General features: G+C 69.6%; 9 protein-coding genes. 3 read left to right on the forward strand and 6 right to left on the reverse strand.

Features of this window, described 5'->3' with window-relative positions:
• Positions 1–40: 40 nt before the first annotated feature.
• From DI276_RS21205 to DI276_RS21225, 5 genes are all read right to left on the reverse strand, one after another.
• The gene (locus DI276_RS21205; RefSeq protein ID WP_112265986.1) at positions 41–712 is read right to left on the reverse strand and encodes a GntR family transcriptional regulator; all 672 of its coding nucleotides are present in this window, start codon (positions 710–712) and stop codon (positions 41–43) included.
• Positions 713–844: 132 nt separating this feature from the next.
• On the reverse strand, positions 845–2302 hold the full coding sequence (locus DI276_RS21210; protein WP_112265988.1) for an NAD-dependent succinate-semialdehyde dehydrogenase: 1458 nt from the start codon (positions 2300–2302) through the stop codon (positions 845–847).
• Between the two features lie 22 nt (positions 2303–2324).
• Positions 2325–3383 (reverse strand): phosphotransferase, encoded by a 1059-nt coding sequence (locus tag DI276_RS21215; RefSeq protein ID WP_232836803.1) that lies wholly within the window; start codon positions 3381–3383, stop codon positions 2325–2327.
• A gap of 22 nt (positions 3384–3405) precedes the next feature.
• On the reverse strand, positions 3406–4755 hold the full coding sequence (locus DI276_RS21220) for an aspartate aminotransferase family protein (RefSeq protein WP_112265990.1): 1350 nt from the start codon (positions 4753–4755) through the stop codon (positions 3406–3408).
• 136 nt (positions 4756–4891) lie between these two features.
• On the reverse strand, positions 4892–6064 hold the full coding sequence (locus DI276_RS21225; protein ID WP_112265992.1) for an ROK family transcriptional regulator: 1173 nt from the start codon (positions 6062–6064) through the stop codon (positions 4892–4894).
• A gap of 143 nt (positions 6065–6207) precedes the next feature.
• On the opposite strand from DI276_RS21225, the gene DI276_RS21230 reads away from it, so the two are divergent.
• The gene (locus tag DI276_RS21230; protein ID WP_112265994.1) at positions 6208–7482 is read left to right on the forward strand and encodes an NAD(P)/FAD-dependent oxidoreductase; all 1275 of its coding nucleotides are present in this window, start codon (positions 6208–6210) and stop codon (positions 7480–7482) included.
• Positions 7483–7507: 25 nt separating this feature from the next.
• Positions 7508–10342: an FAD-binding and (Fe-S)-binding domain-containing protein gene (locus tag DI276_RS21235; protein WP_112265996.1), complete on the forward strand. Its 2835-nt coding sequence runs from the start codon at positions 7508–7510 to the stop codon at positions 10340–10342.
• Positions 10343–10501: 159 nt separating this feature from the next.
• On the opposite strand, the gene DI276_RS21240 is transcribed toward DI276_RS21235, so the two are convergent.
• A complete protein-coding gene (locus DI276_RS21240) occupies positions 10502–11170 on the reverse strand; it encodes a haloacid dehalogenase type II (protein WP_112265998.1) in 669 nt (222 codons plus the stop codon).
• Positions 11171–11664: 494 nt separating this feature from the next.
• On the opposite strand from DI276_RS21240, the gene DI276_RS21245 reads away from it, so the two are divergent.
• Positions 11665–12228: transporter substrate-binding domain-containing protein (locus DI276_RS21245; protein WP_157984858.1), on the forward strand; the 564-nt coding region annotated here is incomplete at its 3' end.

Genomic DNA, 12228 nt, shown 5'->3' on the forward strand with positions numbered 1-12228 from the left:
AGCGGCTTGGCCGCTGAGCGGGCCGTCGAGGTTTCCGGCCTCACGCCTGCCGGGGATGAACCTCCGCATTGCCGCTGAGCCCCGTCTGGAAGTGGGCGGCCAGCTCCTCGCGGAACTCGTCGATGTCACCGTCCAGCGCGACCGCGGCCAGCCTCTCGTGCTCGACGGCCAGCTCGCGCGGGTCGGTGTAGGTCTGGTGATCGACGCTGAGGTAGAGCCGCAGCTTGGTCTCCCAGCCGTTCCACAGGTTCTGCAGGGCACCGCTACCGGAGAGGTCGTAGAACAGCCGGTGGAAGCCGAGGTGCGCGTCGACGCTGCCCGGAATGTCGTTCTTGTCCAAGGCTGCGCGGAGGTCATCGACAGTCTGCAGCAACGCCGCCCGCTTGGGACCACGCAGCACGTCGATCGCGAGCTCGGCCGCGTACGGCTCGACGAGCAGGCGGATCGCGTCGATCTCGGCGACGTCCTGGGCGCTCACCTCCGCGACGAACGCCCCGCGGTAGGGGATCTTGACGATGAGCCCCTCTTCCTCCAGCTTGGTCAGCGCCTCGCGCAGCGGGGACCGGCTGATCCCCAGGTCCGCGGCGATGTGCGCCTCACGCAGCTGCCCGCCAGGAGGCACGCTTCCGTCGAGAATGGCAGCTCGCAGCACGCGGTAGACGCCTTCCGGCGTCGTCGTGCGGTCTTCCTGCCACTTGAACTTGGTGTCCACTCCCCCAGCCTCCCTTTGTCTTTTGTCGACTATAGCGGCGCGGCAGCGGGGTGAACGGGAAGACGCCCATGTGTCCGGCCGGCCGGCCGTGGGAAGTGAGCTCCTGGAACTCATGCCGGGTGCGCCGCTGCGTCAGTTCCCCGTGGGGATGGCGATGTACTTGTACTCCAGGAAGCCGTCCATGCCGGCCCGTCCGCCTTCCCGGCCGAGGCCGGACTGCTTCACACCGCCGAACGGCGCGGCGGGGTTGGAGACGAGACCGGTGTTGAGGCCGACCATGCCGCTCTCCAGCCGCTCGCTCACGCGCAGCGCGCGGTCGAGATCGCGGGTGAACACGTAGCTGACGAGACCCCAGTCGGTGGCGTTGGCGGCGGCGACGACCTCGTCCTCGTCGTCGAAGGTGCGCAACGCCGCCACCGGGCCGAAGACCTCCGTCCGCGTGATGGCGGCCTCGGCGGTGACTCCGGTCAGCACGGTCGGCGGGTAGAAGCAGCCGGGGCCGTCCGGCAGTTCGCCACCGGTGACCAGCTTGGCGCCGTGTTGCACGGCGTCGAGCACGAGCTGGTGGACCTTGCCGCGGCCCGTGTCGTCGATGAGGGGGCCGACGTCGATGCCCGGTTCGGTGCCCGCGCCGACGGTGAGGGCTTCCATGCGGTCAGCCAGGCGCGCGGAGAACTCCTCCGCGAGCGAGCTGTGCACGAAGATCCGGTTGGCGGCGGTGCACGCCTCGCCCATGTTGCGCATCTTCGCTTGCATCGTGCCTTCGAGCGCGACGTCCAGGTCGGCGTCCTCGAAGACGATGACGGGAGCGTTGCCGCCCAGTTCCATGGATGCGCGCACCACCGTGTCGGCGCACTGGGCCAGCAGGATCTTGCCGACCTGGGTGGAACCGGTGAAGGAGAGCTTGCGGATCTGCCCGCCGCGCAGCAGAGGCTCGACGACGCCTGCCGCGTCCGAGGTGACGACCACGTTGAGCACGCCGTCGGGCAGCCCGGCCTCGGTGAGGATCGCGGCGAGGGCGAGGGTCGACAGCGGCGTCTGCGGAGCCGGCTTGAGAACCATGGTGCAGCCGGCGGCGACCGCGGGACCGATCTTGCGGGTGCCCATGGCCAGTGGGAAGTTCCACGGCGTGATCAGCAGGCAGGGACCGACGGGCTGACGCAGCACCATCAGGCGATTCTTGCCGTCCGGGGCGGTCGTCATGCCTCCGTCGACGCGGACGGCCTCCTCGGAGAACCAGCGGAAGAACTCGGCGGCGTAGGCGACCTCACCGCGTGCCTGGTCGAGAGGTTTGCCCATCTCGAGGGTCATCAGCAGGGCGAGTTCCTCGGTGCGGGACACGATGATGTCGTAGGCACGGCGAAGGATCTCGCTGCGGACGCGGGGCGGGGTCGCGGCCCAGCTCGGCTGGGCCGCGACCGCCGCTTCGACGGCGCGCCTGCCGTCGGCGGGAGAGGCGTCGGCGACCAGGCACAGCTCTTCGCCGGTGGCCGGGTCGTCGACGGCCATGGTGCGGCCGGACTCCGCGTCCTGCCAGGCACCGGCGATGAACAGCTGCTTGGGGACGTCCTTGATCACAGTCGGGCTCATGTCGGTTCCTCGGAGTTCGGCGTCAGCGGAGTTGGGAGACGACCTCGTCGAGGGGCACGGCGAGCGCCTGCTCGACGTTGCTCCAGTCGTCTTTGGCGTGGGCCAGGAGGTAGTCGCGCCGTTGTGGGACACGCTGCGCGCGCCAGTTCGTGATCAGCGCGCGCAGCGTGAGTCGGGCCAGCGCGGCAACGGGCAGAAGTGCGAGTTCCGAGTCCCTGACCGGCCGGACGCGCTCGTAGCCCCGCAGGAAGGCGCAGGCGTCCTGCCAGGGGTTCTCCTGGCCGCGGCCGAGCAGGTTGGCCATGGGCACGGCGGGGTCGAAGATCAGGGCGCTGCGCACCGTGTCACCGAAGTCGATGACGCCGGTCACGAACGGCTCGCCGTGCGGGTCGACGACCACGTTGTACGGGCTGTAGTCCCCGTGGATCACCTGTGTTTCCAGGCCGTCCAGGCGCGGTACGACGACCTCGCCGAACAGCCGGGAGACGTCCCCTGCCAGCCGGCGGTGGGCGGCGTCCGGCGTGTGCGTGACCAGCCCGGTCAGGTGGTGGAACTGCTTGATGTCCCACGCCAGCCCCCGCCCGTCGGCGGGGTGTGCGAATCCTGCGAGTGCCACGTCGACGCGGCCCAGCATCTCGCCCGCCCCGGCGAGCTGCCGCGCGTCCCGGTTCGCCCCGGCCCAGACCGGGCCGCTGACGAAGCCGAACACCCGCAGGATTCGCATTCCGCGGTCGTCCCGGCCGACGACCACGTTGTCGTTCCCGTCGACGGTCAGCCGCACGCGCTGGACCGGCAACGCGGGAGCGGTGTCCTCCAGAAACCGCATCGCGGCGGTCTGCAGGTCGACGACGCTCTCGTCCTCGCCCGGCGGCGACACCTTCACGAGGTGGTCACCGGAGCCGGTCGTGAGCCGGAACGTGTCGTCCTTTTCCGTCGCGAGCCGCTCGAGCCGCCCGCGCAGCCGGTAGTGCTGCTCGAGGAGCCTCTCCACCAACGCCACGTCGACGGGCTCGTGCGCCGCCGCCAGTCCGCTTTCGACCATGAGGCGCCTGCCGGGGCCCGCCAGCGGTGAGATGGTCACGGTGCGTCCCTTCGGTCAGCCGCTACAGCCGGTCCTGCGCGACCTGGGCGAAGGTCTCCAGGAACCGGGTCACGTCGGCGGAGGTGAAGGCCAGCGGAGGGCGGATCTTCAGCACGTTCGCGCCGGGCGCGGAACCGCTGATGAGCACCCGCCGGTCACGCAGATCGTTGATGATGTCCTCGGCGAGCGCGCGGTCGGGTTCGCGAGTCTCGCGGTCCTTCACGAGCTCGACGCCGACGTAGAGGCCGCTCCCGCGGACTTCGGCGACGTACGGCGACTCCCGCGTGATCTCCTCGAGCCCGGCGCGCAGAGCCGTGCCGTTTTCGAGGACGCGCTGCTGCACGTTCTCCTGCTCGAAGACGTCCAGCACCGCGGCCGCCGCCGCCACCGGGATCGAGCTGCCGCCGAAGGTGTTGAAGTAGCGGACGTTGCGCCCGAACTCGTCGGAGACCTCGGGGCGGAACACCACACCGGAGACCGGCAGCCCGTTGCCCATCGGCTTGCCCATGGTCACGATGTCCGGCACCGCGCCGTGGCGCGCGAAGCCCCACATGGACTCCCCGAGCCTGGCGAACCCGGACTGCACCTCGTCGGCGATGTAGACGCCGCCGGCCGCGTGCACCTCCTCGACCATCGCCTTCAGGTAGCCGACCGGGTCGGTGAAGATCCCGTCGCTGCTGTATGCGCCGTCCGTGACCAAGGCAGCGAGCCGGTAACCGTGACGCTCCAGGTCGTCGATCGCGCCACGCACCTGCGCACGCATGTGGTCGGCCAGCGTCGACCCCGGCGCGACGAGGCGCGGGTCGGGCGGGTCGATCAGCCTGACGTTCGGCCCGAGCGGCGATCCCGCGCCCAGGGTCGGCGAGAAGCTCGCGACCTCACGCGTGATGCCGTGGTAGGCCCAGCGGGTCACGATGATGCCCTCAGCGCCGGTGTGGAACCTGGCCACGCGCATCGCGAGGTCGTTGGCCTCCGAGCCGCTGCACGCCACGCTCAGCTTCGACAACTCCGCGGGAAAGGTCGCGAGCAGTCGTTCCGCGTAGTCCACGAGCGAGTCCTGGACGTAGCGCGTGTTGATGTTGACCGCCGACATCTGCCGGGTGACGGCCTCCACCACGTGCGGGTGCGCGTGCCCGACGCACGGGACGTTGTTGTAGGCGTCGAGGTAGTCGTTGCCGTCGCGATCGATCAGGTGAGCGCCGTGGCCGGAGACGAACTCGACCGGCGTGCGGTAGATGAGGGTGTAGCCGGGTCCCAGCACCTCGGTCCGGCGCCGGATCGTGTCCTGGAGACGGTCGGGAAGCGTGTCCAGCACGGCCGGGTCGAAGCGGTTCGGGTAGTTGGCGATCGCCCGGCTCAGTGTCGAAGTCATCGGCCGTCACTTTCCGTCTGGTTCCGCCGGAGTCTCCTCCGCTGGTGATCTCACCGTACCATTTTTCGTTCCAGTTCCAAACTGAAACTTTTTAGGCGTGGGTCGTCCCCCGGAGAGGGACGAGGTCACAGCCGGCTCAGAACGCGGGCGCGGGCTGCTGCTCCGCACGTGGCGCTTGACGACGTGCGTCGAGCAGGGCCTCGCGCAACCGAGCCTGAGCCAGCGTCAGGCACGAGTACACCGCGCCACGCGCGGTCGACAGCCCGAGCACCTGCGTGGCGACCGTGAGTCGCGGAACGGCAGGAAGACGCTCCTCAAGGCGTTTGCGCACCTCGGGCAGGGCTTCCTCGACCAACGTGCGCAGCCTGCCCACGAAGAAGATCGACTCCGGGTCCAGGGTCACGACGACCGTGGTCACCGCCGTCACCAGCGCCGTGGTGAACGCCTCCACCACCGCCGCGCGCACCTCGTCGTGATGCGTCTCGACCCAGAGGTCGTCGATGCGCTCCAGCCCCAGCCCCTGCTCACGCGCGAACGCGAGCAGGCCTCCCGTGCTCAGCAGCCCTTCGAGAGGTTTGTCGCGCACTCCGGAGAAGAGCACGCCGACGTCACCGAACGAGGGAGTGCTCCCGCGGGCGAGCTCGTGATCGGTGCAGCAGGCGAAGTTGAGCATGCTGCTGACACTGAAGAGCGCGGCGTTCCTGATCGTGACGTCGTCGGCGAGGATGCCCAGCAAGGACGCGTTCGCGTCGCTGTCGAGCAGCACCGGCGCGCCGACCAGGTCCGCCAGCGCGCGTTGCAGGCGGGAGCCGGCGAGGTAGGTCATCGACTCCGCCGGGCCGAAGATCTCGCCACCGTCGCGGACCCGGCCGGGCACGGCCACGACGACCTGGCGCAGCGGCCCTTCCGCGGGCTGGCTGGCGCCGGCGATCAGGCCGGCCAGCCAGGCGGCGGCCTTGCCGACGTCGTCGTGGTTCGCGGTGGGCACGATCACGTGCTGGATCTCGCGTCCCCTGAGGTCGGTCGCGAGCACACCGGTGGTCTGCGCACCGAAGCTCACGCCGACGACGTGCCCGGTGGTGCCGGGGATGTCCAGGTAGGTGGACGGCCGCCCACGACCGGCGATCGCGTCGACCCCGCGGTCCACGACGAAACCGTCGGCCCGCAACTCCTCCACCGCCCTCGACACCGTGGCCTTGCTCAGACCCGTCAGCTCGATGAGCGTGTTCCGCGTCAAGGGCGCCTGGGCGAGAACGACGTCGAGGACCGATGCTTTGTTGTAGTCGCGCGTAGTCGGGTTGATCGTCACACCACCACCATACCAAAGGTTTCAGTTTGGAACTGGAACAAATGGTGATAGGGTCTGCCACCGCAAAGAACTCCGACGAGCAGGGCGGATGTCGCCTTGGGAGCACGTCGACGCCGGCCGGTCGCAATGGCAGGAGAACAGCGATGAAGTTCGTCCCCTACTGGCTCGACACCTCCCCGCAGGGACCGGACAGGTCGGGCACCGAGATCGGCGGCCGGGTCGACGTGGCGATCGTGGGCGCCGGGCTGACCGGCCTGTCCGCAGCGCTCCACCTGGCTCGCAAGGGCGCCAACGTGCAGGTCTTCGAGCAGGAAACGGTCGGGTGGGGCGCGTCAGGCCGCAACGGCGGCATGGCCACCGGGGGTCTGGGCATCGGTTTCCGCGACGCCGTCGCCCGGTACGGACTCGAGACGGCGGCCAAGTACATCGCGGTGTACGGCGAGGCCATCGACACCATCGAGAAGATCGTCGCCGACGAGGGCATCGACTGCCATTTCGCCCGCACGGGCAAGATGGTCCTGGCTGCCAAGCCCGCTCACTTCGACGGCCTGCGCAAGACCGACGAGCTGATGAGGAGCCTGGGCTACGAGACCCGCCTGGTACCGCCGAGCGAGCTCCGTTCCGAGATCGGCTCGAAGATCTACCACGGCGCGATGGTCGACAAGCACAGCGCGGGCCTGCACGTCGGCAAGTTCACCAGGGGCCTCGCCGAGGCGGCCGTGCGGGCAGGCGCCCGGATCCACGAGAAGGCCCCGGTCCAGCAGATCCGTCGGCTGGGCGGCACCCGGCACGAGCTGGTCACGCCCCGCGGCACCGTCGTGGCCGACCAGGTCCTCGTGGCGACCAGCGGCTACACCGGCAGGCCGTTCCGCTGGCTCCAGGTCAGGATCGCGCCGGTCGGCAGCTTCATCATCGTGACCGAGCCGCTGGGCGAGGACGTCTGCGACGAGCTGCTCCCCCGCCGCCGGATGGCCTCGACGTCCAAGAACCTGCTGCACTACTTCCGAATCACCCCGGACCACCGGTTGCTGTTCGGCGGGCGGGCCCGGTTCGCCATGTCCAGCCCGCAGTCGGACGTGAAGAGCGGCCGGATCCTCGAGAAGGTGATGGTCGAGGTCTTCCCGCAACTGGCCGGCACGCACGTCGACTACTGCTGGGGTGGCCTGGTCGACATGAGCATGGACCGGATGGTGCACGCGGGCGAGCACGACGGGCTGTACTACTCGGCCGGCTACTCCGGCCACGGCGTGCAGATGGCCACGCACATGGGCAAGCAGATGGCCGAGTACCTGAACGGCACGACGACCGCAAACCCGTGGCGCGACTTGGCTTTCCGGCGGATCCCCGGCCACTTCGGACCGCCCTGGTTCCTCCCCTTCGCGGGCGCGTACTACAAGTTCAAGGACTACCTCAGGTGACAGCGCTGACCGGGATGTCGGGACGATGACGCCTCTGGAGCGGCTGCTGAACGAGATCGCGCCGGGGATGCGCCTGGAGACCGGTGCCGGCGGCACCGCGGCCTACTCCTACGACGCCTCCAACTACCGCGTGCCACCGCTCGCCGTGGCCTTCCCCAGGTCCACTGAGGACGTTCGCGCGGTGCTGCGGGCCTGCCGCGAGCTCGATGTCCCGGTGACCGCACGGGGCGGCGGCACGAGCATGGCGGGCAACGCCGTCGGTCCCGGTGTGGTGCTCGACTTCTCCCGGCACCTGAACCAGGTGCTCGACGTCGACGTGAACTCCCGCACCGCGCGCGTGCAGGCCGGGATCGTTCTCGACGATCTGCGCGACGCGGTCGCACCGCACGGCCTCACCTTCGGCCCCGACCCGTCCTCGCACAGCCGCTGCACCATCGGCGGCATGATCGGCAACGACGCCTGCGGCAACCGGTCAGTGCGGCACGGGCGCACCAGCAGTCACGTCGAGTCGCTGGAGATCGTCACCGCCGACGGTGTGCACGCCGTCGCCGACCGCACCGGGTTGCGCGCCGCGGACCCCGCCGACGAAGCGCGGGTCGCCGAGCTCGCCACGCAGGTGCGTCGACTGATCACGGACAACCTCGCGCCGATCCGCACCGAACTGGGCCGCATCCCCCGCCAGGTCTCCGGCTACCAGCTGCACCACCTCCTGCCGGAGAACGGTTTCGACCTCGCCCGCGCCCTTGTCGGCACCGAGGGCACGTGCGCCGTGGTCGTCGCGGCGACCGTCCGCCTGGTCACCATCGCGCCGGCATCGGCGCTGCTCGTGCTGGGCTACGACGACGTCGTGGACGCCGCCGAGGACGTACCGGAGATCCTCCCCTGGTCCCCCACCGCCGTGGAGGGCATGGACGAGGCAATCGTCGCCACGATGCGAGCGCGCCGCGGCCCCGAGTCGGTCACCGGTCTGCCCAGTGGACGAGCGTGGCTCTACGTGGAGCTCGACGGCGAGAACGAGACGGACGTCCAGGTGCGCGCGGGCGAGCTGCTCGACACGCTCAAGGCCCTCGGCCGGATGCGCGACGGGCGGGTGATCGACACGGAGGCGCAGCGGAGGTCGCTCTGGCGGGTCCGCGAGGACGGCGCCGGGCTGGCCGCCCGGCTGGTCGACGGCGGCGAGTCGTGGCCGGGCTGGGAGGACGCGGCGGTCGCGCCCGAGCGGCTCCCCGGCTACCTGCGGGACTTCCGGGCACTGCTCTCCGGACACCGGCTCACCGGTGTCCTCTACGGACACTTCGGCGCCGGGTGCGTGCACGTCCGCATCGACTTCGACTTCGCCACGGACACCGGCCGGGCGGCTGCCCGCCGGTTCCTGCGCGAGGCGGCGGAGCTCGTCGTGCGGCACGGCGGCACGTTGTCCGGCGAGCACGGCGACGGACGGGCCCGCGGCGAGCTCCTGGAGATCATGTACAGCCCGCGGGTCCTCACCGCGTTCGCCGGTTTCAAACAGATCTTCGACCCGGACGGCGTGCTGAACCCCGGCGTGATCGTGGCACCCGCCGCGCTGGACGCCGATCTCGCGCTGGACGTGCCGCAACCGGACGGCCGGCCCACTCTGTTCACGTTCCCGCACGACGACGACGGCTTCGCGGGCGCCGCCCGGCGGTGCGTCGGCGTCGGCCGCTGCCGCAGCCACACCGGCGGCGTCATGTGCCCCAGCTACCGCGCCACCGGCGAGGAGAACCACTCCACCCGCGGCCGCGCCCGGCTGCTGCAGGAGATGCTGCGCGGTGAGACCGTCCGCGACGGATGGCGGTCGACGGAGGTTCGCGACGCATTGGACCTGTGCCTGTCCTGCAAGGCGTGCTCCACCGACTGCCCCGTCGGCGTGGACATGGCCACCTACAAAGCGGAGTTCCTGCATCAGCACTACCGCGGCCGGCTCCGGCCGCGGTCCCACTACTCGCTCGGCTGGCTGCCGCTCACCTCGGTGCTCGCCGGATACGTCGCGCGACCCCTCAACGCCGTGCTGGGCGGACCGCTCGGCAAGCTCGCCGCCAAGCTGGGCGGCATCACCACGCGCCGGACGATCCCCTCCTTCGCGTCGCGCCGTGCGTTGCGCAAAGTCCTGCGCCACAAGGCCGGCAAGCCCGCGGTCCTGCTGTTCGTCGACAGCTTCACCAGGGCCTTCCGCCCCCAGGTCGCCGCCGCCACCTCCCGCGTGCTCGACGCCGCGGGCCTCCCGTGCGAACCGGCCGGCGGGTTGTGCTGCGGTCTGACGTGGGTCAGCACCGGCCAGTTGTCGGTCGCACGCAGGGTGATGGCGAGGACGGTGGCACGGTTGGATCGCGGACGCCATCGCGACCTGCCGATCGTCGTGGCCGAACCCAGTTGCGCGGCGGCGTTGAAACGGGACGTGCCCGAACTGCTGGGCACCGACGCCGCCCGCCGGGTCGCCGCCCGCGTGCACACCCTCACCGGCGCACTCACCGATCTGTCCACTTCGGACTGGCGTGCGGACGTGCCGGACTCGGTGATGCTGCAGACGCACTGCCACGAGTACGCGACGTTCGGCGCCCGGCGCCCGCGGGACCTGCTGCGCAGGCTCGGCGTGCGGAAGGTGACCGAAGCGGAGGGCTGCTGCGGGCTCGCCGGCAACTTCGGCTTCGAGGCCGAGCACTACGACACGTCGATGGCCGTGGCGGACCTGTCGCTGCGGCCGCGTCTCGACGAGGAACCCGATGCCGTCGTCGTCGCCGACGGCTTCAGCTGCGCGACCCAGATCGACCACCTGGCCGGCGGCCTGGGTGTCCGCGCCCTGCACCTTGCCGAGCTGCTCGACCCGGGAGAAGAAGCCTGACAACGAAAAGCCGCGCCCCTCTGCGGGGCGCGGCTTTTCGGGTTGGGCATCGGTGCTGTACGAGCCCTGCGGTGACATGCGGGTTGTCGAACGGGGGCACGGCATGATCGTCCCGCTCCGGGAGGCCCCGTCGCCGGGGCCTCCCCGATCAGTCGCGACTCAGATACCGAGCAGTGGCGGCACCTGAGACAGGGCGGTGACCTCGTGGTAGTCGTAGCCGGGGGTGCTCGGCTCGAACCCGCGGTTGACGTGGACCTTGTGCGTGACACCCAGGTCGTTGCAGACCATCAGGTCGTAGCGCGGGCTGGCGGAGACGTGCAGGACGTCCTTGGGCCCGCACCCGAGCTGGTTGAACATGTACTCGAACGCCTGGTACCGGGGCTTGTAGGCCTGGGCCTGCTCAGCGGTGAAGACGGCGTGGAACGGCGCGCCCAGCTTCTCCACGTTGCTCATCACCTGGCTGTCGTCCGCGTTGCTCAGGATGACGAGGGGATAGCGGGACGCCAGAGCGCGCAGCGCCTCGGGCACCTCGGGGTACGGGCCCCACGTCGGCAGCGCGTCCACGATCGCCTGGCCGTCAGCCTCCCGGTACGGCAGGCCGAAGCGCGCCAGGGTCTTTCGCAGCGAATCGTGCATCACGGCGTGAAAGGGCTTCCACGGGCCCAGCACTTCGTCAAGACGCTGCCACTGGAAGCTTTTCATGAAGTCGTCCATCTGATCAGCCGGCACGACGTCCGCGAGCCGTTGGCGCGTCATGGCCGCGAGCTGCCAGCGGATCAACGTCCCGTGCATGTCGAACGTGATGAATTTCGGCTCGAAGTCGATCATTCGCGTTTCTCTCTTTCTTGACCGGCCGCTCAACGAGGAAAGTTGCACAGGCGTCACCGCACACAAAAAGTGCACGACAGCTTCACAACCCGTGACCAATATCGTCTGCGTGGCGTGACGGGCCGGTCGGCGCGGGCGGCGCTTCCGCCTCCAGTAGACCTGTGACCGGCTGCTGACCACAGCATACCACTCTTTGTTCCAGTTCCAACCTGAAACTTTTCCTGTCTGAGGCGTTGACAGTCTGTAGCAGGCCGCCTAGCGTCAGGTCACCCCATCCACCCGACTGGAAGGGTGACCATGAACACCGAGACCGTTCATCCCAAAACGTTCTGACAACCAGATAGCCGATCGACCACCAATTCGATCACCTCGGTTACCGACGGTTTTCCGGACGATTTTCCGCGCCCAGCCGCGGAGAGCTCGCCACCCACCGCCGTGGCACACGGCGCACCCATGCGCACAATTCTTCTCTCTTGCTGAAGGAGCGGCCGAAAATGCGAGTCAAAAAAGCCTTGTGCGCTGTGCTTGGCGCGACGTCCCTGACACTCGCGCTGGTCGCGTGCGGGTCGGTCGACGCCACCCAGCCCGCCGCCGGCTCGGACCAGCTGGTCGAGCACACCGACGACATCTCGGCGGGCGTGCAGCCGGATCCGGCGGCGGTGAAGCTGTTGCCCGAGGCGGTGAAGGCCAAGGGCCGGATCTCGGTGGCGATGGACCTGTCCAGTCCACCGACCACGTTCATGGCGACGGACAACAAGACGCCGATCGGCTTCAACCCGGACATGGCGCGACTCATCGCGGCCAAGCTCGGGGTGAAGCTGCAGATCGACAACGTCAAGTTCGACACCATCATCCCCGGCCTGCAGGGCAACAGGTTCGACTTCACCGCGACCACCATGGGCGCCACCGAGGAACGCCTCAAGGTGCTCGACATGGTCAACTACTTCCAGAACGGCACCGGTGTCGCGGTGCCCAAGGGCAACCCGCAGAAGCTGGCTGTCCACGAACTGTGCGGCCGCCGCGTCGGCGTGCAGTCCGGCACCACGGCGGAGATCAAG

This window comes from Lentzea terrae (assembly GCF_003265345.1).
GTDB classification, from domain to species: domain Bacteria; phylum Actinomycetota; class Actinomycetes; order Mycobacteriales; family Pseudonocardiaceae; genus Lentzea; species Lentzea terrae.

Coding starts and splice junctions, on each gene's coding strand:
- DI276_RS21210 (WP_112265988.1), bottom strand. CDS start 2,302: ATGAGCCCGACTGTGATCAAGGACGTCCCCAAGCAGCTGTTCATCGCC.
- DI276_RS21230 (WP_112265994.1), top strand. CDS start 6,208: ATGAAGTTCGTCCCCTACTGGCTCGACACCTCCCCGCAGGGACCGGAC.
- DI276_RS21240 (WP_112265998.1), bottom strand. CDS start 11,170: ATGATCGACTTCGAGCCGAAATTCATCACGTTCGACATGCACGGGACG.
- DI276_RS21235 (WP_112265996.1), top strand. CDS start 7,508: ATGACGCCTCTGGAGCGGCTGCTGAACGAGATCGCGCCGGGGATGCGC.
- DI276_RS21220 (WP_112265990.1), bottom strand. CDS start 4,755: ATGACTTCGACACTGAGCCGGGCGATCGCCAACTACCCGAACCGCTTC.